This is a genomic window from Mucilaginibacter sp., from assembly GCF_041663085.1.
Taxonomy (GTDB): Bacteria; Bacteroidota; Bacteroidia; order Sphingobacteriales; family Sphingobacteriaceae; genus Mucilaginibacter.
This window is the reverse complement of the sequence record NZ_JBAZRC010000064.1, coordinates 1-23,820: the sequence shown is the minus strand read 5'-3', so window position 1 is coordinate 23,820 and position 23,820 is coordinate 1. Positions and strand designations below refer to the sequence as shown.

Genomic DNA, 23,820 nt, shown 5'->3' with positions numbered 1-23,820 from the left:
CGCGAGCAATTGAATCTACAACCTTTTTATCTCCACTTTTTTAAACCATACATCCGCGCCATGGTCCTGCAGGGCTATGCGGCCTTTTTTGTAAGTGCCAAAGCCCGGCCATTCTTTAAACTTACTGCCGGCTATCAATTTGTTCCAATTAGCATCCCATAAGGTTGTTTGCAACACAACTTCGTGGTTAACCAAAATGGTAAGTTTGCCCTTATCGGCAATTACTTCTGTTTTGTTCCATTTACCTGCCGGGTTTACGATCTCCTTATCTATCGACATCAAATCGTACAGATCACCTGCACGATGTTTGATGAGTTTGCCATCCTCGTTCTCTTTATTATCGGCAATCTGGGTTTCGGGGCCGGTTTGCCATGGGTATTTATACTTGGTGGTGTCCTCGTGTACGTAAAACATAATGCCGCTGTTGCCCGCACGCGATATTTTCCATTCCACTTTCAGGTCGAAATTTTCGTACTCATCATTGGTCACAATATCGCCGCCGCCGGCGCTTTGCCAATCGACTTTTTTAGAGGCATCCAGGTGCAACTCCCCATCTTTAAGCTTCCATGCCGAACCTACTGCACCCTTACCGTAAGTATGCCAGCCGGCCATGGTGCTATCTGCCAGTAAATTTACCCATTTGCCGGTTTGGGGTTCGGCAGTTTGGATGCTATCCTGATAGTTGGCAGCTTTGCGGCCGGATGATTTACAGGCGCTTATGGCTACGGCGGCAAACAAAATGAAGCTTATTTTTCTCATACAAACAGATTTACAGGTTTCCCTTTTTTATCTCGTTAACAGCAAATGTGGCGGCCCTTGCAGTAAGTGCCATGTATAAAATGGATGGGCTTTGGTTGCCGGTGCTGGTCATGCAGGCGCCATCGGTAACAAACACGTTTTTGCAGGCGTGTAATTGATTGTTGGCATTCAGCATAGATGTTTTTGGGTCTTTACCCATACGCACGCCGCCCATTTCATGTATATCTAACCCGGGAGATTGCTTATTGTTGTACTTATTGATGTTTTTTACACCTGCTTTTTCCAGCATAGCCGCAGTTTCATTCAAAAAATCTTCGGTCATCAGGTCATCGTTAGGATGGTACTCAACCGATGTAATTAACAGCGGGATACCCCATTGGTCTTTTTCGGTATCGCTGAGGCGTACGTGGTTGGTTTCTACCGGTACGGTTTCGCCTTGCAGGTAGGCAAATACATGCCAGCCGCCGGGTTCGCAAAGGTCGTCTTTGTATTGTTCGCCAACCTGCCCGTTCCCGCTATCGTTAGGATGCTGGTCGCGATAGGCATTCATAAAGGTAGTGTAGCCTCCAAAGTATTTGGTATCGCGCTGGTGCAGGTTACGGTAATTTACCAATATCAGGTCGGTAGGGTTGCGGCCAAAATAATATTTATCCAGATAACCATCCAAAGTACCCGAAACCGAAGCCCGGTAATTATGGAAGGCGATATATTTACCCAACACACCGCTATCGTTACCCAAACCATTAGGGAAGCGTTTTGATTTTGAGTTAAGCAGTATCAGGTTTGTATTCAATGCCGAAGCGTTCATGAAAATAACCTTGGCATGGTATTCTATTACCTCTTTGGTGTTGGCGTCAATGATCCGTACGCCGCTTGCTTTGCCCAGTTTCTCGTCATAAATAACAGAATGCACCACCGAGTGCGGGCGAATAGTAAGGTTGCCGGTTTTTTCGGCCCAGGGCAGGGTAGAAGAGTTTGAGCTGAAATATCCCCCAAACGGACAGCCGCGCATACACATGTTACGCGCCTGGCATTTACCGCGGCCCTGGTCTAAATGAACCTGCTGCGGGTCGGTTAAGTGCGCCCAGCGTGCATGTACCAGGTGGCGGTCGGTATAATTATCTTTCAAAGATTGTTTGATGTGCTGCAGCGGAACGTTCATCTCAAACGGGGTTTGGAACTCCCCATCAGGCATAGCCTCCAAGCCGTCCTTATTGCCGCAGATGCCGATAAATTTCTCTACATGCGAGTACCACGGTGCTACATCTTTATAGCCAATTGGCCAGCCAATACCATAGCCAAAACGCTCGGGCGCGGTAAATTCAAACTCGCTCCAGCGTTGGGTGGCCCGGCCCCAGGTTAATGATTTACCGCCAACCTGGTACCCGCGGATCCAGTCGAACGGTTTTTCCTGCACGTAGGGATGGTCGGCATCCTTAACAAAAAAGTGGTCGCAATCGTCGCCGTAACCGGCGGCTTTAGTTATCAGTGGGTTCTCTTTATAATGTTTAAGGCTCATGCGTCCCCGATAGGGAAATTCCCATGGAGGGGTAGTAGCAGTAGGGTAATCTTTTAAGTGTTTAACATCGCGGCCACGCTCTAAAACAAGGGTTTTAAGGCCCTGTTCGCAAAGTTCTTTGGCTGCCCAGCCACCGCTTATGCCCGACCCAATAACTATAGCATCAAATGTATTAGCGGCAGTAGTGGCCGCGTTTGTATCCGGAGAATTTACTGACATGAAGTTTAAAAATTGGTATTATAAAGATGCAATAAATTATCCGTAAAAGAAAGTTGACAGATACTGATACAGCTATATAACAAAGCAAATATCATTGCCGTCCCATTTATGGGACGGACAGAAAAGCGGGCAATTGGCTTTAGCCAAACTATTTAATTTGGCTAAAGCCAATTCATTATTGCTGCTTATCCGCTGACTAAAGTCAACGGCAATGAATTGTTTATGCGGGGTTGTGTATCTCAGCTCCCATGCTCCAACCCGGATGCTGCATCCTGATCAAGCAGGATAAAAGCATTTGATAATGTTTGCAGGATAGATGCAGGTACTTCGGTAGTAACTGTTCCCTGTAAACTTTCGTGGATAATACCGGCTTTTTTAGCGCCCGACGCTATGAGGACCGCCTTGCCAGCTTCGGCAAGGTGTTGTAAGCCAAGGGTGATGCCCCCGGTTAGCGCGGTTTCTTTATTGAAATATTTTTGGCCTACCTGTACGGTAACAGGGTCTAAGGCCGAGTGGTGAGCATATAAGTCAACAGGGGTGCCGGGTTCATTAAGGCCAAGGTGGCCATTCATGCCAATGCCTACCATCATAATATCCAGCCCTCCTTTGCTGCTGATGAAGCTATTGATGCGCTCACATTCCGCATCCAGGTTATCGGCCTTGGCATTAAATAGGGTGATACTTTTAAACGACTTATTTAGCTTGCTGAAAAAGTGATGTTTAAAATAATAGCTGCAACTGCCCTCATCGTTCTCGTCCATGCCTACCCATTCATCAAGTGCAATAAAATGGCTTTGGCTCAGGTCTATTTTGCCTTCATTTGCCCATTGTACAATATGGTTTAACATCCCGGTTGGCGAATCACCGGAGGGGAAGCACAGTATAGATGCAGGTTTTTCGGCCAGTTGTTGCGCAACCAGTTCGGCTGCTGCTTCAGACATGGCGTCGTAGGTATCGTATATTGATATTCTCATAATTTAATCTTGTTTTGCGTTAAGCCACAGGTCGATAGGGCGGTCAACTTTTGGGTGGAATGGCAGGCTGATCTTTTTACCCTGCCCGGCAGATGCATAGGCGGCGTACAGCATTTCCAGCACGGCACGGCCATCTTCGCCGGTTACCAGCGGGGTTTTATCCTCACGTACGCATTCAATAAAGTGTTTTAATTCGTGCGGGTAGCCCTGGTTAAACACTTCCTCAAATATGGTGAAACTCCAGCCTGCAGAAGTGTCGGCCTTTTCCATGGCGTAACCATACCCTTCGCGACTGTACGTTAACGCCGAGCTGCCCATAAACAGATCGGCATAAATAACGCCGCCTTTACCGTATATCTCGCAGCGGTCGTCCATGCCGCCGTGTTTGGCCCAGCTATCTTCGGCAACGCAGGTAACACCATTCTCAAATTCAACAATCACCACGGCGTTATCCTCGCCTTTGGTACGGTTACCGTGTAAAACGGTAGCCATAGTAGCATATACACTTTTAACTTTAGCATTGCCCAGCATCCAGCGGAACCAGCCCATAGCATGGCAGCCCATATCCATCAATACGCCACCACCGGCCAGGTTTATATCGTAAAACCAATCGGTATGCGGGCCCGAGTGTTTTTCGGCTTGTTTTAGCATGTAAACCTCGCCAACGGCACCTTCTTTTACCACTTGCCTTGCCCGCTCATATTTGGGCGCGAAGCAAAGCTCTTCGGCGTACATCAGTTTTACATTGTTGGCTTTGCAAACAGCTATCATTTCGTCGGCTTCCTCTAAGGTAACGGCCAGCGGTTTTTCTATGATGATGTGTTTGCCTGCATTGGCCGCTTTGATGGTATTAACAGCGTGCAGGTAGTTGGGTACGCAAATATCTATCACCTGGCAATCAGTTTCGGCCAGCAGCTTATCTACATCATCAAAATAAGCCGGGATGTGATGCTTTTCGGCAAAGGCTTTGGCTTTATCAAGGTTACGGGCATAAACAGCCACAATTTCGGCCTCGGGGATAAAACGCTGGTATGATTCTACGTGGATATCTGATATGAATCCTGCTCCCAGGATGGCAACTTTAGTTTTAGTCATGGTATAAATATTATAGATAGTTCATTTTTTTAAGGTAAGCCACCCAAACCACGTAAGCTTCGGGTTTAAGGTGCAGGCCTTCGTAGGTGTATTTGGCATCCAACCGGTTTTGTGCATCAATAAACAGCGGGTGCAGGTTGATATAGGTATAACCCATTTTGGCGGCATTGGCTTTAAGCATCGCGTTTACCCGTGGGATATGCTCTGCCTTATCATAATGTTGCGGGAAGTTCTTTATAGTTGGGTTTATGGGCAAGATGCTTTGCACATAGATTTTAGTGGCGGGGCTCCCGGCTTTTACCTTGCTGATAATCTTAAAGTAATTATAGGCGATAACCGAATCGGGGATATCCTTGCCGATATCATTAATACCTAACAGGATGAACAGTTTTTTGGGATGACGGTTGATCACATCATCAATCCGTTTTAATACGCCATAGGTAATATCGCCACCGATGCCGCGGTTAAGTACGGTAGTATCGTTTAACAGTTTTGGCCAGTTGCCCATTTCGGTAATGCTGTTGCCCAAAAAAATGGTGCCGCCCTGTGTTGCCGGCTGTTTCTTGAATTGTTCTAACCGTTCGGTGGTATGGTCGGGGATAAAGGGGATGGTATCAAACAGGTTTTGGTTTGATGGCCTGGTTTGCGCCCGCGCAAAGGCCGGGAGCAATAAAAGCAGCAGGAGGTACTTCTTCATAAATTTGTTTACTTGGCGGCTAAAAATACAATAATTTGTGACCATTAAAGGCCGTTTTTTGGCGTTTTTTTCCGTTTTGGGGGCGAAAAAAGGCGCTTATTTCGCAGTTAAAAAACCTGATTTTGGGTTAAATCCTGACAAATTATAAACAATTATAAATACAATAATGTTGCATTTGTGTTATCTTTGCAGCATGATCACTCGGTTAAAAACCATAAAACTGGATAATATTGGTATGACAGCCTCAACACTTTGCGCTATACATTGCGCGGCTGTGCCTATATTTTTTACCAGTTTGCCTTTGCTTGGCCTTGGCTTTTTAGCCAACCCATGGGTAGAGTGGATCATGATCATTATTGCCCTGGTGGTGGGTATCTCATCTATCGGTAATTCGTTTTTTAAAGAGCACCACCGCGTTTTACCTTTAGCTTTGCTGATTGCCGGGTTTGTTACCATTGTTGTTGGACATTTGTTTACCACCGGTTGGCTGGAGGCTATAATTGTACCCGCAGGGGGCATTACTATCGCGCTTGCGCATTTTGTAAATTATAAATATGCCGGTACCTGCAAGGCGGGCGACAGCTTTTTCCATATTAAGCATGCGCACCCGCATGATGAGCAACAGGCTGCATAATTTTATTAAATTTGTACTATAAAATGGCACAAGTAAAAAACAACTACCAGTTTGAGGATATGCTGCAGAAGCATAACCTTAAAAAAACCGCGCCGCGGTTAAGGGTGCTGTCAATGATGTACTCAAAAAATACGGCCACTTCGCAACCCGATCTGGAGAGCGTGATGAACGATATTGACAGGGTTACGCTATACCGTATCCTGAATGTGTTTGAAGAAAAGGGCATTATCCATAAAGTATTTGATCTGAACGGTACGGCCAACTACGCCGTTTGCCATTCCGACTGCCAGGAAAACCATCACCACGATGAACACTTGCACTTTAACTGCACCGTTTGTAAAAACGTGTACTGCCTAAACGAATTGAATATGCCAAGGCTAACGCTGCCGGCAGGTTTCGAAGCACAGGGCTTTACGCTGTATGCATCGGGCCTTTGCCCAAAGTGCAGCAAAAAAAGTGCTGTAAAAATTAATTGATTTTTGCAACAATATTGCTATTAAACCAAAGACGGCTAAAAACGTCCTCTAACGGCCTTCAAACGCCAAAAAACGACCTTTAAAGAGAAATTATAGTACTGAATTATACAATGTTGGTTAAATTTGCGTTCCCTAATAACATAAATGACTAAAAAATATTTCAGGCTGATGTTTACCGTCGGCGTCCTTTCTTTTTATATGCTGCTGTGTTCTTTTACGCCTGCGGCAGATACTATTCAAAATGCGGGTTTTAAGCTTAAAACCATTATTATTGATGCAGGCCATGGCGGCAAGGATGCCGGTGCAAAGGGCTTATCTTCGTTCGAGAAAAATGTGACACTTTCTATAGCCAAAAAGCTACAGGCAGCTATTCAATCCCAATTTCCGGATATCGCCATAGTGATGACCCGTAGTGATGATACCTTTATCGAGTTGAGGCGGCGGTCAGACATTGCCAATAAATCGCAGGGTAACCTGTTCATCTCTATTCATTGTAATTCATCCGCCGAAGGCACGGCATATCGCGCGCATAAACAAAGTGGGGTGATGCTGCTGATTTATGGTATTAAACGGGCTGGTGAGCAACTGGAAGCCATGCGTGAGAATGCATCTATCCTGATAGAAAAAGACCAGACACAGTACGAGGCCCTTGACGCCGAAGATCCGGCTAACGCCATCATCCTAAGCGCATTCGCTAAAAAATACCGTAAACAAAGCATCAAATTCGGCGAATATTTAAACATGGAATTTACCGAAACTGATGGCCGCCCGTCTATTGGTGTGCGCGAGCAAAGCCTTTATGTACTGGCCAACAGTGGGATGCCGGGGGTATTAATTGAAACAGGTTTTATCAACAACCCCGATGAAGAAGCCTACCTTAATTCGGATACAGGGCAGAATGAGATCGTTCAAAGCATCGTTCGTTCTGTAAAGGCCTACCGCGATGTGCTTACGTTGCAGCAATAGTTTGGTTTAGCCGTTCTTTTCAGGTGTAATAACTCAGGATCGAGAGGGCACACCAAACGTTCCGATGGAACGTAAGAAACTTCTGTTTTATTTGCTACCAACCATTCGTTCCTATGGAACGGCTCGATATATCCCATAGGGATATTTGGTTGGTAGTAGAAAAATAAGGGTAATCGATACGTTCCATAGGAACGTTTGGTGAAATCGCCTTTTTTGGTTTTTGGCTGTTGTTTTTTCGGGACGTACTGTGAGACCTTTTCTTAACGTAAAGTTTATCTTAAATTATTCAGGTAATAGCGTAAAACGTTATATATTAGATAATGCTTGCCCTTACAATTAAGGCAGGCATTTTATAAACTGTTTACATCTACTCATGCCTTACTACCAGCACTACTCTTTTGATCTGTGGTTAACGCTCATCAAATCAAACCCCGATTTTAAACTCCAGCGAGCGTACTATTTTCAGAAAAAATTTAATCATACAGGCAAATCTGTTGAGGAGATCGACAGGCTCTTCAGGCAGGTTGATGGCATGTGTAACGCCATCAACGAAAAAACCGGCAAGAACATCGATGCTGACGAAATGTACCTGATGGTGATAAGCCTCATCAACGGCGACAGCTTAAGTATAGACGATATTGATTACACCGCTCTGCACCTGCAAATGGAGGATCTGTTATTTAAATACCCTCCGCAAATTTATTCGGCTGTAACAACCGAGGTGCTGGAGCATCTAAAACAAAAAAGCGGAGCAACTTTTAGTTTGTTGAGCAACACAGGATACATCACCGGGAAATCATTACGAAAGGTATTAGCACTTTACGGGTTGGATAACTATTTCGATTTTCAGCTTTACTCTGACGAGGCGGGCATGTCAAAACCAAACCCCGAATTTTTTAAAACCATGCTGAATAACATTGATATATGTAATGCAGGTAAGGGTATCTCGCTGAAAAACATCATCCATATTGGTGATAACCCCAAAAATGATGCACAGGCCGCAGATGCAATGGGTATCAGTTCATTGCTCATTAATTCAAACCAAAATACCATTTCAAGCCTTATAAATGAGAATTAAGAGTCAAGATATAAGAATCAAGAACCAGAAAATGACATTATACCAAACCGGTTTTACATTGGCTCGGTGTGGGTTAGGCGATTTTTATCTTGGTTCTTGACTCTTAACTCTTGATTCGTATAGTAAAAACAATCATGACATCTACCACATATTCGTTACACCATATACACCACCATAGCACCTTTGGCTTTGACGCCGGCGATTACAGCAGGTTTAAGTTTGGCGATGGGGCGGTATCAAAAGATTTTGGCATTGCGCTGGCAGATGGCTTTATTAGCGAATACCTGGCAGAGAACCCCATATCCCAACAAATAGTAGTTATATCCAGTCCGTATTCGTTCATCCCAACGGCAACCTTCGCCATGAAAAACTGGTTTGTGTACCGCCTTAACCATTGGCTGGCAGAACAGGGCTTACCGGTTGTACAGGAAGCCAAAGTTCACCGTACCATCACCTATAAAGAAGATTATGGTGAGCTAAATGCCGAGCAGCGAATGAACCTGATAGGTAACGACCAATTCCACATTGATAAAGACTTTTTGCAAGGCAAAACGCTGCTGTTTTTAGATGATATACGTATTACCGGCAGCCACGAGCGCATGATCATGAAAATGGTGGATGCCTACGGCTTGGATAACAATATACACATGCTGTACTTCGCCCAATTGATCAATACAGATATTCACCCTAATGTAGAGAATTACCTGAATTACTACCAGGTTAAAACCATTTTCGACCTGGATGGCATCATCAAAAGCGGCAATTTTTGCATCAACACGCGTATTGTAAAATACATATTAAACTATAGTTTTGACAGCTTTTGCATGTTTATTGAAAACCAGCAGGCCGATTTTGTGGAGCAGCTTTACAACATGGCTTTGGGCAACGGTTACCATACCATTGAAGCGTACGAACGTAACCTTAACTTTATTAAAAAACTTTTACTTTTAGATAATTATAAACTAATACAATATGGCAATTAACCTTCAAAAAGGGCAGCGTGAAGCTATTGATGCCCCTAAATTTACAATAGGCTTAGGCTGGGATACCAATACATCATCAACAGGAGCAAGCTTTGACCTGGATGCGTCTGTATTTGTGATGGGCGATAATAAAAAGATCCTGAGCGACGAACATTTTGTGTTTTACAACAACCTGAAAACACCTGATGAAGCTGTTGAACATACCGGCGATAACCTGACCGGCGCAGGTGATGGCGATGATGAGCAGATTAAGATTGATCTGACTAAAATAGACCCGCGTGTAACCGAGATCTGCATTGTGGTAACCATCCACGAAGCCGAGAGCCGCCGCCAGAATTTTGGCCAGGTGCGCAACTCGTTTGTACGTATTTTTGATGCAGCCACCAATACCGATATCCTTAAGTATGAGCTGGAAGAGGATTTCTCGATAGAAACAGCGGTAGAGTTCGGCCGTATTTACAAACGCGATAATAAATGGAAATTTGAAGCTGTAGGCGCCGGTATGAAAGGCGGCTTGCAGGATTATTTAAATAAATATAATTAAGCTGAAAGCAGAAAGCTTAGAGCAGAAAGCCGCTCATGTGCTTTAGCTTTAGACTTTCTGCTTTTAGCTCATAGCTAAAACAAAAAAAGAAATGGCAATAAATCTTCAAAAAGGGCAACGCATAAGCCTTGAGAAAAGCAACGGCAGCAAACTGCAAAGCGTTTGCGTAGGTATAAACTGGGGCGCTATAGAAAAGAAAGGCATTTTTGGTTTCGGCTCATCTAAAGAAGCGGTTGACCTGGATGCCAGCTGCGCTTTGTTCGACGAGAATAAAAAACTGGTTGATGTAGTTTACTTTGGTAACCTAAAATCAAAAGACCAGGCCGTACGCCACAGTGGTGATGACCTTACCGGCGATATGGGTGGTGATGACGGTTTGGATAACGAAGTTATCACGCTTGATTTTGGCAGCCTTAACCCGGCTGTAAAACATGTGGCCTTTGTGCTGAACAGCTTTAGGGGCCAGGATTTTGGCACCATTCCGTTCGCATCTATCCGCATATACGAGGGTACACCGAAACGGGTGAACGAGATCTTCGCGACGTATGATATTGCGCACGATGCAAGTTTCAGGGGCCACGTATCAATGGTAATGGGCATTTTCTATGTTAAAAACGATGAATGGAAATTCAACGCTATTGGCGAGCCCACCACAGACCGTAAACTGGAAGAAACCGTAAATACGGTAATGAGGAATTTTTTGTAAACACAAGCCTTGTAAACCCGTCATTGCGAGGTACGAAGCAATCTCCTGATAGAATAGCGCCGATATACAAGGCGGAGAAGCATAGTTAGGAGATTGCTTCGTACCTCGCAATGACGGTTGATTTTAACATAGTATAATTAAAAAATATGGAAACCAACCTAACCAACGATGGCGCCGGGCTGCCGGATTTTAATGCAACACCCGCAGCAGCAAGCACCAACACCCCGGTTAAACTTGATAAAGACGGTAATGTTGACCTAACCAACATAACCCCGGATGAGGTGAAAAAATACAGCGAAAAAGGTAAGGACTTAAACCCTGCCGATGTAAACTCTATTTTGAACTATGGCACCGATGTGCAGGCCTCTATGGAGCGGTACAGCAATACCTTCCTGTCATCAGTACGTACATTTGATTCGGGCGAGGTAGGTACCTTAATTACCGACCTGCTGCACGAACTGAATTATATTGATGTAGACGAGCTGGAGCAAAACGCGTTTGTAAGGATCATATCGCGTATCCCTATTTTGCGTACCCTGGTTATGGATACCAAAAAGATGTTTGCTAAGTACGATCTGGTGGTTAATAATGTAGATAAGATCACCAATAAAATAAAAGCAGGCCGTGTAAATTCTATTAAGGATAATGCATCGCTGCAAACCATGTTTGATAGCAATGTAGATTACATTCATCAAATGGAAGAGCTGATCATTGCAGGCCAGTTAAAGTATAAGGAACTGAACGAGCAGTTAGCGGTGATGGATGGTAACCCATCGGCTTACCAGGATTATGAAATAGCCGACCTGCGCGACTATGTGAACCGCCTTGATAAACGCCTTGCCGATTTGAAGGTGGTGCGCTTTATTATGCTGCAATCGCTGGCGCAGATCCGCGTGGTGCAAAACAACAATACTACCATTGCCGAGAAGGCGCAATCGATAGTATCAACCACCATCCCGGTTTGGAAAAATCAGCTCACCATTGCCGTAGCGCTGAACAGGCAAAAGGCCAATGTGGAGATGCAGAAGAAGATATCAGACACTACAAACACCATTTTACAGAAAAATGCCGAACTGCTTAAGCAAAACAGTATTGATGTAGCCCGCGAAAATGAGAAAACTGTGGTATCTTTGGATACTTTAAAACGTACCACGCAATCGTTAATTGAGACTTTAACCGAGGTGAAGAGGATTCATGACGAGGGTACACAAAACAGGAAAACGCTTAATACGGAGTTACAAACTTTAGAGACAGAGCTCAAAAAGAATGTGACCAATACACGTTAACCGGCATATGGATGAAAACAGGCTAAATATATTAAATGCATCAACAAGGGTTATCAGCAAACTACAGCTGTTATCCGTGTTTTTTAATAACGATGTAATTTATAAAATTTACCTGCGTACCCAAGTACTGCACCAGCTTTTTCAAACCAATCCCGAGCTTGATATTAACCAGCTGGAGATGTTTCATCTCCAGTTTACTCAAACCCTTATTGATCTGCTTAAAAAGATCAAAAGGAACAACGAGGCTCAGGCCGACCTGCTTTTGGATGAGGTGGCCCTGAATAACCAGCTGATAGACCAAATGGACGATTCGGTTTATACAGAACACAACTTTAGTAACGGTAAACAGCGGCAGGCTTTAAAAATGAGCCAATCGCTGCGTAAACTGTTCCAGGTGCTGTCGGATAACTCGTCGGAGTATCCGTTTACGGGTAATATCAACAAGTTCAGCGCGCATTTTTCGGGCGATTACTTTTTCAGCATCTCAACCGAGTTGGTTTACGACTTGCTGCAATATAACCCTGCCGATGTTTATACTAACGAGTATGCAACCATCCAGCGCAAACTGATGGGCGCTTTATGTAAGTATGATTTTAAGATTGATTTTTACTGCGGATTGCGCGCCAATGATATTGTGCTGGAAGTTTACCGCTTTACGGATGTGAACAGGTATTTCCTGTTTTCGCCACTTAACAATTTGCTTTTGTTTTGCGATGTGACCAAACTTGGCGATATTGACTTGAAAAATACGATAAGCAAACGCGAGCGCATGATGCGCGAACTGCGCGATAAAAACGTACAGCTAACAGGCAAGGCCGGTTTAATGAAAACCAACCTGCCCGAAAATATTACGGCACTGCTGGCCGAAGACTATAAGAAAATAGCCGATGTGAACTTTTTGGCACACATGAACGCGTTTGACGTGCAGGCTAATATTTTAAAAACAATGCTAAACACCGATATAATTTAAACTCACGTATGGATTTTTTACACACGTTGCTTGGCCCTGATATAAAAGCGGGCCTGTTGATTGTGCTCAACCTTATTGTTATCGAAAGCCTTTTATCAGTAGATAATGCGGCTGTACTGGCCACTATGGTGCTCGATCTGCCAAAACATCAGCGTGCACGTGCATTGCGCTACGGTATTATTGGTGCCTATGTACTGCGTGGGGTATGTTTGTTTCTGGCAGCGTGGCTTGTTAAAATATGGTGGTTAAAACCATTGGGCGGCTTGTATCTGTTATACCTCGCTTTTGACTATTTTAGAAAAAAACTTGCTGCTAAAAATGCCGAGGATGGCGAAGCAGATTCGGTTGATAAAAGCAAAAATTGGCTATACAAATCAACAGTAGGGCTTATTGGTACATTTTGGGCAACCGTTGCCCTGGTTGAACTGATGGACCTGGCCTTTTCTATAGATAACGTATTTGCAGCCGTGGCCTTTACCGATCACGTGTTCCTGATCTATACAGGTGTATTCATCGGTATTTTGGCTATGCGTTTTGTAGCGCAGGCTTTTGTAAAACTGATGGAAAAATTCACCTTCCTTGAAACGGTTGCCTTTACGGTTATCGGCGTATTGGGTATTAAGCTAACCGCATCGTTATTTGTCCATTTTGATAAGGAATCTCCTATATCAAAATTTTTAGAAGGCGAAACCGCGGATATTGTCGTATCGGTATTTACGGTATCGGTGTTCATTATCCCGGTGCTTACTTCTATCTTCTTTAACTTCCCTAAAAAGAATATCATTAAGCCCGAAGTAGCAGAAGATGCCGAAGGCGTTTTGGATAAAACCTAAGCCATAATGAATAAACTTATCGCATCAATTTTCGGTATAGGGTACGTAAAAGGCGGCGGCACACTGGCTGCTATAGTTACCTGTCCGTTTATATGGCTTATGTGGCAGCAGCCGTCTTTGCAAAGTCCCTGGTATTTGGCAGGAGTTACGGTTATCATAACCCTGCTTGGCATTTACGTTGGCGACAAGGTAGAGCCGTTTTGGGGCAAGGATAGTTACCGCGTAGTGATAGATGAGGTTGCCGGGATGCTGGTAACCATGCTGTTCATCCCGCCCAATTTGTATTACCTGCTGATAGGCCTGGTGCTGTTCCGCTTTTTTGACATTGTAAAACCGCTTGGCATCCGTAAAATGGAGGCCTTACCCGGCGGTACAGGTGTAATGATGGATGATGTACTGGCCGGTGTTTATGGCAACATTGTGTTGCAGGTTATTGTGTATTTTGTTGTTAAGTTTTATGGAAATGCTTCAATTGATTTGAGCATTTGAATGGGCGCTACATAATAATTATCTTAGGTTTTTTATTTAAAGCATAAGCATGTATTTTTTTACCTATCTCGCAATTTTTCTATTGGCATTGCGGCTCCGCAAGTCGTTAAAGCCTACAGCAATATACCCAAAATGGAGCCAGCAGCTCAATATTATAGGTTGGGGCGCTTGTGCCTTACTTATACTAATAAGCAATACAATTAGCAGCGAAGAGGTAAGGGGCGTTATAGGGGCCCTATGTTTAGCCGGCGTTTTATATTATTTATACAAAGAGCCTGATTTTAAACCATTCAGCATACTGCTAAAGGCACACATCCCCCTGGTTATAGTAGCTATAATTGTTGAGCTGACTTATCTGATAAGCGATAATTTTTATGACAAGTACGACGACTTTTTTCAATCGGCCTATTTTGGGGCGTTTGCTTTTATCTTCATACGATTATCGGCATCTAAAAAGCAACAAGCAGAACTTTTAAAGGTACGTGAGCGTAAGGACGAACTGGAACTGCTGGTTGCCCAGCGTACCACCGAAATAACCAAGCAGCGTAACGAATTACAGGAAACTGTAAAAGAACTACAGGCTACGCAGGCCCAGCTGATCCAGCAGGAAAAACTGGCATCGTTAGGGGAGCTTACTGCCGGTATTGCACATGAAATTCAGAACCCTTTGAACTTTGTAAACAATTTCTCTGAGGTGAGCATGGAGCTGATTGAGGAGATGGAAGAAGAGATGGCCAAAGGCGATTTGGAAGAGGCTACCGCTATTGCTAACGATATTAAACAAAACCTGGAGAAGATACGCCACCACGGCAAACGTGCCGATGGTATTGTAAAAGGTATGCTACAGCATAGCCGCGCCAGCAGTAATGTAAAGGAACCAACAAACCTTAACACCATTGCCGATGAGTATTTCCGCCTGGCTTACCACGGTTTGCGCGCAAAGGATAAATCATTCAATGCTGACCTGGTAACCAATTTTGATCCGGATTTGCCCTCTATCAATATCGTATCGCAGGATGTTGGCCGGGTGTTGCTCAACATGTTTACCAATGCGTTTTACGCGGTACATCAAAAGCAAAAAACAATTGGAGGCGATTTTAAACCCAAAGTAGAAGTATCAACCCGTACTATAAAAACGCCAAAAGGCAGCGATGTAGAGATCATTGTAAAAGACAATGGCAGCGGTATCCCTGATGCTATTAAGGATAAAATTATGCAGCCGTTCTTCACCACCAAGCCCGCAGGCGAGGGTACCGGCCTTGGCTTATCGCTTAGCTATGATATTATTGTGAAAGCACATAAAGGCCATATCAATATCAATAGTAAAGAAGGCGAAGGCTCTGAGTTTATTGTTACCCTGCCCGTTGCCTGATAAGCTGGTTTACCCTGTTTATAAATTATTGCAACGCGTAAATTTGAATTATATATCTTTAAGCCCTATATGAAAATACTAGTCGTAGACGACGAAGAAGACGTTCAGCCGCTATTTTTGCAGCGGTTTCGCAAAGAGATCAAGAGCCACGAAGTAGAGTTCGACTTTGCGCAATCGGGTGAGGAAGCATTGAATTATCTGAAAGACAAGCATTCGGAAGTGGTGCTGATCCTGTCGGACATTAACATGCCCGGCATGAGCGGGATTGAGTTGCTTACACATATCCGAGAGGATTTTCCAACCCCGCCGCCGCCCGTGGTAATGATGATAACCGCCTATGGCGACGAAGAGAACTACAAGCAGGCTATGGATAAAGGTGCCGATGACTTTTTGACCAAACCGCTTGATTTTAACTTACTGAAAGAAAAACTTAAAACTTTATAGCACACACAAAATGGCTAAGATACTGGTAGTGGATGACGAAGCTGATCTGGAGATACTGGTAAAACAAAAGTTCCGCCGCAAGATCCGGGAGAACGAGTACGAGTTTATTTTCGCGCAGAACGGGGAAGAAGCTTTACAGCGCATCAAAGAAAACCCTGATCTGGATATCATCCTGTCAGACATAAACATGCCCGTAATGGATGGCCTTACCCTGCTTACCCATTTACCCGAGGCTAACCCTACGCTAAAAGCGGTAGTAGTATCGGCTTATGGCGATATGCAAAACATCCGTACCGCTATGAACCGCGGCGCGTTTGATTTTGTGATGAAACCGGTTGACTTTGATGATCTTGACATCACCATGCAGCGTACCATTACCTACGTAAGGCAATTGCAGGAAACCCTAAAGGCTATTAAAGAGAACAATATCCTTAAAATGTACGTGGACGAGAATGTGCTGAATTTTATGACGCACAAGGAGTTTGAAGGCAGCCTGATGAAGAACGAACTGCTGGAAGCCACCGTGATGTTTGTTGATGTTTGCGGCTTTACAGCCATTACAGAGCATATCCCGGCTAATACTGTGGTTAACCTGCTTAACGGCCTTTTTGATAAAATTGTAAAAGAAATTATAGCCCAGGGCGGCCACGTTGATAAGTTTATGGGCGATGCCATCATGGCGGTTTTCCGTGGCGAGTTCCATTTGGATAGGGCGATAGATGCAGCCCTGGCCGTAAAAGCACACCTGAGCGACGAGCCAGAAATTGACGCAGGCAACGGCAAAAAATTTAAACCCAATATTTCGGTAGGAATTAACTCCGGCGAAATGGTTTCGGGTAATATAGGCTCAGCATCCCTAAAACGTTTGGATTATACTGTTATAGGCGATTCGGTAAACCTGGCACAGCGCCTGCAGGGCATAGCCACCGCCGGGCAGATCATTATTACCGAGGATGTGTTCCACAAAGCCAAAGAATCGTTCAAATGTAAGCCTAACGGCGAATTTAGCTTAAAGAATAAGCTTAAGCCGGTTAATACTTACGAGGTTATAGAGTAGGGGTTTCGGATTTAAGATAATAGAAAAAACCGTAGAGACGCGGTACTTCGCGTCTCACTTATGCAAGGTCCTCCGCCCGTTCAAGAGTCTACGCTTGAGCGAAGGTAATTGTGAGCGTCTACGCTCACGAGAACCCAGTAGCGCGGACGCTACCAAAATATTAATTCAAGCTTAGACGCTTGAATTGGTGTAAGTTCTATTATAGTTCGATAAGACGCGAGGTATCGCATCTCTACATTAGATTTATTCCCTATTAGTGCCTTGCCCTGCGCTTCAACACCCCACCTGCGGCTTCCTTAATAATACTGGTGAAGATGAATGCCTTTGGGTCTATCTCATGTACCATATTTTTCAGGCGCCTAAGCTCTAAACGGGTAACTACAGTAAATACAATATCAACCGGGTGATGTACATCAAAACTCTCTTTTAAAAAGCCGCGTTCGCCTTTATAAACGGTAATACCACGGCCAAGCTGTTTTACCAGCATTTCTTTTATCGCAACGTTTTGGCCGGATATAATGGTAACGCCCGTATATTCTTCCAGGCCTTCAATTACAAAGTTGATCATCCGCGATGCGGTGTAATAAGTAATGATGGAGTAAAGGGATGTAACAAAACTTACCTCTAAAGCAGCTATCAGGAAAATGACAACGTTAATACCCAGTATGATCTCGCTTATGGTAAAACTGATGCGTTTACCCGTGTATAGCGCCAGCACCTCTATACCATCAAGTGCGCAGCCACCGCGTATCGCTAAACCAATACCCGTACCCATGAACACGCCGCCAAATATGCATACAAGCAGCTTATCGGATGTTATTTTATCCGGATACGGCAGGTAAAGCAGGCAAAGGGCCAATCCGATTATAGCCAGCATTGTACGTAATGCAAAGGTTTTGTTCACCTGTAAAGCCCCCATAATGATAAACGGGATATTGGCAATTATAATTACGTAAGCTATATTGAAGTGATAAAGCTCATGTATCAGCAGGGAAATGCCCGTTACCCCACCATCAAAAAAGCCGTTGGGTATCAGGAAACTTTTTAAGGCAAACCCGCAGAACAAAATTCCCACGATGGTATAAATAGTGTCTGTTATTATAGATCTTGCAGTAGGCGCTGTACTCATTTCGGCAATAGAAGTTTTAGTCTGTAAAGTTCTTAAATTTTCTTGTTGTTTTGGCTGCCTGTTTTTTAAAGATGAGGCAGTAAAGTACCGGTGGTTTTGCAGAAAAGCGGTTTGCAGCCGGTCCCATTCCTCTATGTTGCTGATGGTACCAAAGGCCAGCATTTCGCGGTAGAGTTTATTGCCGGTAGTTAAAAAATCGGTACGGCCCAGGTAATCCAGGTCGGCATCGCAAATAATTTGCTGAAGCAGATTGGCCGGTTGCTGCGGCAATTGCGTGGCCATGATCAGCATACACACCTTTTCAATATACGCCTCATCATAACCAAATTGCGATAAAGCCTCGCGTGTTATTTGGCATGATAACCGTTCATGATCGTGATTGCCTGACAAGTAACCGCAATCATGGTAAAGAGCAGCAAGAAGCAGCAGTTTGGTATCCTCTTCGTTTAAGTTCTCTTGCTTAGCAATGGCTGCTGCCGAATGATAAACATCAAGGGTATGGTCGGCATTATGGTAATGAAACTGCGTGGGCAGTTCAGTACGCAACCTGTTTAATATATATTTACCCTCGGGGCTATCTACCATAATCCTAAACCAATTCTGTTGCGCTAAGATATTAATTTGAGGGGATAGTTGGGATACTTTCCTCTTCGCAATTTTACTCACCCGGTCGTTGCTTCGCTCGACCACCCTCTCTTCGCTGCGCGGAAAGAGGGCTGTGTCTTTCTCTTCACCCTCTTTGAGAAGCAGAGAGGGGCGCGCACGTAGTGCCGCGGGGTGAGTTAAATAACCAATAGGTTGGCGTATATCAATTCATTGCCATCCCTTTCAAGGGACGGAACCATGGTTTTGTCACCGTTCCCTGATTAATGTGACCGCAACGTCATATAATATAGTTGTAGCTGCAACAGGTGCTATTTAGCACTAATTTTGAATAACATCTGCTAAAATAAGGTGTTAAACCATCTGACAGAAGAAGACTATGAGCGCAAAGAAATTATCAGATATAAAATATTCCGTATTAGACCTTGCCACCGTTGTAGAGGGTAGCAACCCGGCCGACAGCTTCAAAAAAAGCATGGAAGTGGCGCAACTTGCCGAAAAAATTGGCTACACCCGTTATTGGTTTGCCGAGCATCATAATATGATGAATGTGGCAAGTTCTGCAACATCAGTATTGATAGGTTATATTGCCGGTGGTACTTCAAAAATAAGGGTAGGATCGGGTGGTATTATGCTGCCTAATCATGCGCCGCTTATTGTGGCCGAGCAGTTTGGCACGCTGGCATCGCTTTACCCGGGCAGGATAGACCTTGGCCTTGGCCGTGCGCCGGGTACCGACCAGATGACCGCCCTTGCCATCCGTGGCGAAAATTTTAACGCGGTGCATAACTTCCCGAGGGATATTGTACGGCTGCAAACCTATTTTTCTGCAGATAACGCTGGCAGCAAAGTAAGGGCTATCCCCGGCGAAGGGCTGGATATCCCGATATGGGTGCTGGGTTCAAGTACCGATAGCGCCAAGGTTGCAGCGGCTATGGGTTTACCGTATGCTTTTGCCAGCCATTTTGCACCAACGTATTTTATGGAGGCCGTTAAAATTTACCGCGACAATTTTAAGCCTTCCGAATACCTGCAAAAGCCATACGTTATGGCCTGTGTAAATGTGGTTGCTGCAGATACCGACGGCGAAGCGGAGTACCTGGCCACATCTGTAAAACAATTTTTTATGGGTGTGGTAACCGGTAAAAGGCAATTGCTGCCACCCCCGGTTAAAAGTATGGACAGCGTATGGAACGTGTTTGAGGAAGAAGCCGTAATGCAAATGCTGGCTTATTCGTTCATCGGCGGGCCGGAGAAGATCAGGGCGGAGTTAACTTCATTTGTGGATGAAACCGGTATTGACGAAGTAATGGCAACCTCGCATATCTTTGACCATCAATCGCGTATGTACTCGTACAAGGTATTTGCAGATGTGATCCGCAATACCAACTATGCCCCGCTTAATATCGAACTATAAAATATTTTTGTGTTTTTAAGAAAGAAAGGCTGCGATAGTGATATCGCGGCCTTTCTTGTTTTATGATATGCCTTTATTGAACAATAACAGATACGTTCTCTACTTTCAACTCTTCCTGCGGTGCACCACCATATTTTTTGATGGAGATGTTAAAGTTGGGTTGTCCACCCGCCTTAGAGAGGTTAAACTCCTTTGATATCTCAAAAGTGAATGTTTCCTGCATTTTAGCCGGCATGCCGTCCATTTTCATATCGTCCATGCCCGAGTGGTGGTCGGCACCGAAAAAGGTCATAAAACCGCTGAAGTAATCGCTTTTTGAATTAGCCACAGCGCCTTTTGGCAGGTTCAAAAATACCTCGTAACCACCTTTTGGCGCTTTGGTGTATGATACTGTAACGTTCATAAATACCTTTTGGTTAGCATTGCTTTTTAACAAATTGGTTTTAGCTGCATTGTTGGCTACCGTAAAATTGGTAACCCCCTTATTCACTACTACATTTGGTGACTGTGATGTCAGCGCGTTTTTAGCCTGTAGCTGTAGCGGAGCTGCTTTTAGCACGTTGGCAGGTTTGCCTTGCACAGGTGTGTCGTCATAATCATAATCCATAGTGTACAATATCTTCATAACCTCCTCCATGGTGTATTGCACCTTTTTGCCGTTCTCATCAAAGAAAATATAAGGCCACGGTACCGATTTTAACTCCGCAAGGGTAACTTCCTGTCCATTATTGGTGTTGGTCCATTTTTGCCAAACCCGGTCGATGTTAGCGTGGTGCACCCAAAAGATAGGGTCGTAAGCAGCGGTTTTTACATCCTGCATCAAGCCACCGCCTTTGTCAAATTTTTGCTTAATGGGGTTAAACATGCCTTTGCCGGCCCCGCTATTACCATAGCCAATATAATCGTGCATGGCCCCGTGAGGTGCCGCATTCATATTTTTGTTAAAACCCGCGTAGGTGGTGTTATCAAACAGGTTTTTCAGGTCAATAAATTCCAATATTTCGCCGTGTAAGGGTGCGCCGTTGTTCAGGCTGTCCAAACGTGCTTTTTCGTAAAGGCTCGATTTTGTGTCCCGGTAAATAGCCGGCATCGTACGGCTTTGCTGTGCGTTCACGGTATCGGTATATCCCCAGTAAGGCAGGCTGAAATTTGGGTCGCCGGATAGCTTGCGTACGATTTTTTCAAAATGATAAATGTACAGCCTGTGCCATACTAAAAAGTGGATCACTTCCTTTTTCGATTTGGTATGCGTACAGTTATCCCAGGCCTCTTTCAGGTCTTTTGGGTAATTATAGCTGGCGCAAAAAGGGTTGTTGGGGATAGTGTCAGGCACCCAATGGATAGCTCCCTGGTAATACCAGCTGCTGGTGCTGTCGCAATCCATAGCGCGCATAACGCCCAGCGCCTTCTTCAGGTCGGCCATGTCTTTTTCAGCTTTTAAAGAGTAAAGGCTTTTGCGTAGATGACGTACTTGTTGTGTGCTCTGTAGTGCTTTTTCAGTATTGCCGTTTTGATTTCCGCCGCAGGCGCTCAGGGTTGCAACAAATAAAACAGCTACCCATTTTAGTGGTTTGTTCATTGTGATGTGATTAAGATTAGGTGTTATAAATATACGCCATGGTAAGGTTCTCCCGAAAGGGTGTAAACAGCTTTTTTGAAGGTGCTCTTATTGTGGGAGCCAAAAACATATAAAAATGTTAAAATCTACCAACCGTACTTGATTAATAAGTATTGCGTTTTAATGTTGTATGTATAAAATTTGCAAATTGCATACAACAAACAGGCATATTAAATGTAATTTACACTGTATTTAACATCATACCTTTTGCCTGCAATACGGGCAATGTTTTTAAACAATAAATGAGTAAAGTATTTACAATAACAGAGGGACTTGAAAACTTAGGGGCGATGAGCACCGGCGGGCAGGGCTCGGTTTATAAAGGTCGCCGCATGGGGCCTGTATTAACGGCCATCAAACTGCTGCCAACACCTATCCATACCGAAAGCGAGGACGATAAGAACTTTCGTAACTTTCGTAACGAGGTAACCAAGCTTCAGAAAGTTAACGAGCAGCCAAACCCAAATGTGGTGAAGATCCTGAGTTCGGGCATTACTGATAGCGGCTCGTTCCCCTACATCGAGATGGAATATATTGAAGGTCCCGATCTTTGCGAGCTGCTGAAACCGCCCCATGAAAAGATCTTTATGCTTACCGAGGTTATCCGTGTGGCCGACCAGTTGGCCAGCGCCCTGGCGCATTGCCATAAGGTGGGGGTAAAGCATGGCGATGTAAAAAGTAATAATGTAAAGTATAATATCCATACAGGCAACTATGTATTGCTTGATTTTGGCCTGGCCATCATGAGCGAGGAGCAGCGCCGTACCAGTATCCGCCATGCGGGGGCAATTGAATTTATGGCACCCGAGCAGCATGAGGGCAAGATGCTGCTGGAAACCGATATTTATAGCTACGGCATAATCCTGTATGAATTACTAACAGGCGAGGTTCCCTTCCCGCTGCATGGTGGTGGCGATGCCGGCCGTAACGCGGTGATGCTGGCGCATATCGAATCGCGGGTGCCCGACTTGCTCAACGCCCGCAGAAACTCGTTGCCAGATACCTGGGATCAGGAAAAGAAAGGCCGCGAAATGCAACTGCCGCAATGGCTGCTTAAACTGGTAGAGAAATGCCTGGAAAAGGATCCGGCAAAAAGGTTTAGCAACGGTACGCAACTGCATGATGCTATTGTAACCGGCAGCCTCAGCGGGTCGGATAGCTTTGATATTGCCGGAGGGCTCAGTAACGCCGCTCTGCGCAGTGAGAACGAACGCCTGCATAATCAATTGCTGCAATACCAGCAATCGGGCGCGCCAATCGTTAAACAGCAGGTGGCAGCAGAGCCCGTTGAGGATGAGTCTCGGGTATCATTATCAAAACCATATTATTATACGGTAATGGTGTTGCTGGTTGTATTTATGGGCTTCTCGGTTTATGCCACATTCCTCAAAAAAGAAGGTAATCCAAACCAGGTAAAACAAGATTCGTTACGTACTAAAGCGGATACCAGTACAAGTGTACCTGATTATGGATCGAGGTTCCCGGCTGATAATGCTGCGCAGGATTCAAGCCCATTAAAGCAAGATACCGTGGTGAAGAAGCCGGTAGTGATACCGCAAAAACCGGCACCCGATACTACTAAAACAGAACCGGATACCACAAGTAATTCACAATAATAATTTAAACGATAAACATCTGCTGTAAGCAGTTTTCTAAGATATATAAATGGCATCAACCCCAAATTTTTGGCAACGCATAGGCATACAGGATTGGTTTTTAACCAACGAGAGTACCGAGAAGGCAAAGGCTAAAGCCCTTACGCCCGATACGGTTTACAGTTATATTGTCGATAAATTCCGTGATTCGATCAAAGATCTTTCGTTTGCCGACCGCGTGGTTTTCTACCACGAATTTATCATCAGCTTTAACGCAGATGATTACAAGGAGTTTGTAGCCGATAAGCAAGGCATCTTCGGCCTTATTGTGCAAGAAACGGTTACCAAGTTTTACGA

The 23,820-nt window shown here is 44.5% G+C and carries 23 protein-coding genes and 1 pseudogene; 17 read left to right on the top strand and 7 right to left on the bottom strand.

Annotated features, from left to right (window positions below; all coding sequences use genetic code 11):
• Nucleotides 1-15 precede the first annotated feature (15 nt).
• The 5 genes from WC615_RS13145 to WC615_RS13125 all read right to left on the bottom strand — a co-directional run bounded on the left by WC615_RS13145 (nt 16) and on the right by WC615_RS13125 (nt 5,263).
• Nucleotides 16-759, bottom strand: coding sequence for a DUF1080 domain-containing protein (locus tag WC615_RS13145; protein ID WP_372978548.1), 744 nt, complete (start codon nt 757-759; stop codon nt 16-18).
• 10 nt (nt 760-769) lie between these two features.
• A complete protein-coding gene (locus tag WC615_RS13140; protein WP_372978547.1) occupies nt 770-2,497 on the bottom strand; it encodes a GMC oxidoreductase in 1,728 nt (575 codons plus the stop codon).
• 239 nt (nt 2,498-2,736) lie between these two features.
• Nucleotides 2,737-3,471: a 6-phosphogluconolactonase gene (locus WC615_RS13135; RefSeq protein ID WP_372978546.1), complete on the bottom strand. Its 735-nt coding sequence runs from the start codon at nt 3,469-3,471 to the stop codon at nt 2,737-2,739.
• A 3-nt stretch (nt 3,472-3,474) separates the two neighbouring features.
• Nucleotides 3,475-4,566 (bottom strand): Gfo/Idh/MocA family protein, encoded by a 1,092-nt coding sequence (locus WC615_RS13130; protein WP_372978545.1) that lies wholly within the window; start codon nt 4,564-4,566, stop codon nt 3,475-3,477.
• 10 nt (nt 4,567-4,576) lie between these two features.
• A complete protein-coding gene (locus WC615_RS13125) occupies nt 4,577-5,263 on the bottom strand; it encodes a GDSL-type esterase/lipase family protein (RefSeq protein ID WP_372978544.1) in 687 nt (228 codons plus the stop codon).
• A gap of 193 nt (nt 5,264-5,456) precedes the next feature.
• Here WC615_RS13125 and WC615_RS13120 point away from each other — a divergent pair, with 193 nt between their 5' ends.
• The 14 genes from WC615_RS13120 (at nt 5,457) to WC615_RS13055 (ending at nt 17,101) form a co-directional block, all read left to right on the top strand.
• Nucleotides 5,457-5,897 (top strand): MerC domain-containing protein, encoded by a 441-nt coding sequence (locus tag WC615_RS13120; RefSeq protein ID WP_372978543.1) that lies wholly within the window; start codon nt 5,457-5,459, stop codon nt 5,895-5,897.
• Nucleotides 5,898-5,920: 23 nt separating this feature from the next.
• On the top strand, nt 5,921-6,373 hold the full coding sequence (locus WC615_RS13115; protein ID WP_372978542.1) for a Fur family transcriptional regulator: 453 nt from the start codon (nt 5,921-5,923) through the stop codon (nt 6,371-6,373).
• Between the two features lie 144 nt (nt 6,374-6,517).
• On the top strand, nt 6,518-7,339 hold the full coding sequence (locus tag WC615_RS13110) for an N-acetylmuramoyl-L-alanine amidase (protein ID WP_372978541.1): 822 nt from the start codon (nt 6,518-6,520) through the stop codon (nt 7,337-7,339).
• A 373-nt stretch (nt 7,340-7,712) separates the two neighbouring features.
• Entirely contained in the window at nt 7,713-8,417 is a 705-nt protein-coding gene (locus tag WC615_RS13105; RefSeq protein WP_372978540.1) for an HAD family hydrolase, read from the top strand.
• Between the two features lie 134 nt (nt 8,418-8,551).
• The gene (locus tag WC615_RS13100; RefSeq protein ID WP_372978539.1) at nt 8,552-9,400 is read left to right on the top strand and encodes a phosphoribosyltransferase family protein; all 849 of its coding nucleotides are present in this window, start codon (nt 8,552-8,554) and stop codon (nt 9,398-9,400) included.
• Nucleotides 9,390-9,944 (top strand): TerD family protein, encoded by a 555-nt coding sequence (locus WC615_RS13095; RefSeq protein ID WP_372978538.1) that lies wholly within the window; start codon nt 9,390-9,392, stop codon nt 9,942-9,944. Before WC615_RS13100 ends, WC615_RS13095 begins: the two co-directional genes overlap by 11 nt.
• Nucleotides 9,945-10,035: 91 nt before the next feature.
• Nucleotides 10,036-10,650 carry a TerD family protein gene (locus tag WC615_RS13090; protein WP_372978537.1) on the top strand — a complete coding sequence of 205 codons (615 nt, stop codon included), beginning with the start codon at nt 10,036-10,038 and terminating at the stop codon, nt 10,648-10,650.
• 146 nt (nt 10,651-10,796) lie between these two features.
• Nucleotides 10,797-11,936: a toxic anion resistance protein gene (locus WC615_RS13085; protein ID WP_372978536.1), complete on the top strand. Its 1,140-nt coding sequence runs from the start codon at nt 10,797-10,799 to the stop codon at nt 11,934-11,936.
• A 7-nt stretch (nt 11,937-11,943) separates the two neighbouring features.
• On the top strand, nt 11,944-12,906 hold the full coding sequence (locus tag WC615_RS13080; protein WP_372978535.1) for a hypothetical protein: 963 nt from the start codon (nt 11,944-11,946) through the stop codon (nt 12,904-12,906).
• A gap of 8 nt (nt 12,907-12,914) precedes the next feature.
• On the top strand, nt 12,915-13,739 hold the full coding sequence (locus tag WC615_RS13075) for a DUF475 domain-containing protein (protein WP_372978534.1): 825 nt from the start codon (nt 12,915-12,917) through the stop codon (nt 13,737-13,739).
• A gap of 6 nt (nt 13,740-13,745) precedes the next feature.
• The gene (locus tag WC615_RS13070) at nt 13,746-14,228 is read left to right on the top strand and encodes a phosphatidylglycerophosphatase A (RefSeq protein ID WP_372978533.1); all 483 of its coding nucleotides are present in this window, start codon (nt 13,746-13,748) and stop codon (nt 14,226-14,228) included.
• Nucleotides 14,229-14,310: 82 nt separating this feature from the next.
• Nucleotides 14,311-15,600: a sensor histidine kinase gene (locus tag WC615_RS13065; protein WP_372978532.1), complete on the top strand. Its 1,290-nt coding sequence runs from the start codon at nt 14,311-14,313 to the stop codon at nt 15,598-15,600.
• A 69-nt stretch (nt 15,601-15,669) separates the two neighbouring features.
• Nucleotides 15,670-16,044, top strand: a complete 375-nt coding sequence (locus tag WC615_RS13060; protein ID WP_191176349.1) for a response regulator — start codon at nt 15,670-15,672, stop codon at nt 16,042-16,044.
• Nucleotides 16,045-16,054: 10 nt separating this feature from the next.
• A complete protein-coding gene (locus WC615_RS13055; RefSeq protein WP_372978531.1) occupies nt 16,055-17,101 on the top strand; it encodes a response regulator in 1,047 nt (348 codons plus the stop codon).
• Nucleotides 17,102-17,354: 253 nt separating this feature from the next.
• On the opposite strand, the gene WC615_RS13050 is transcribed toward WC615_RS13055, so the two are convergent.
• Entirely contained in the window at nt 17,355-18,815 is a 1,461-nt protein-coding gene (locus WC615_RS13050; protein WP_372978530.1) for a YitT family protein, read from the bottom strand.
• A 397-nt stretch (nt 18,816-19,212) separates the two neighbouring features.
• On the opposite strand from WC615_RS13050, the gene WC615_RS13045 reads away from it, so the two are divergent.
• The gene (locus WC615_RS13045) at nt 19,213-20,250 is read left to right on the top strand and encodes an LLM class flavin-dependent oxidoreductase (protein WP_372978529.1); all 1,038 of its coding nucleotides are present in this window, start codon (nt 19,213-19,215) and stop codon (nt 20,248-20,250) included.
• 73 nt (nt 20,251-20,323) lie between these two features.
• Here WC615_RS13045 and WC615_RS13040 read toward each other — a convergent pair whose 3' ends face one another.
• A complete protein-coding gene (locus WC615_RS13040; RefSeq protein WP_372978528.1) occupies nt 20,324-21,829 on the bottom strand; it encodes a tyrosinase family protein in 1,506 nt (501 codons plus the stop codon).
• Between the two features lie 281 nt (nt 21,830-22,110).
• Between WC615_RS13040 and WC615_RS13035 the strand changes: the two genes are divergently transcribed.
• Together WC615_RS13035 and WC615_RS13030 are read left to right on the top strand one after the other, a co-directional pair.
• Nucleotides 22,111-23,484 (top strand): serine/threonine protein kinase, encoded by a 1,374-nt coding sequence (locus tag WC615_RS13035; RefSeq protein WP_372978527.1) that lies wholly within the window; start codon nt 22,111-22,113, stop codon nt 23,482-23,484.
• A gap of 49 nt (nt 23,485-23,533) precedes the next feature.
• Nucleotides 23,534-23,820 (top strand): annotated as a pseudogene (locus WC615_RS13030) (hypothetical protein); the annotation flags it as partial.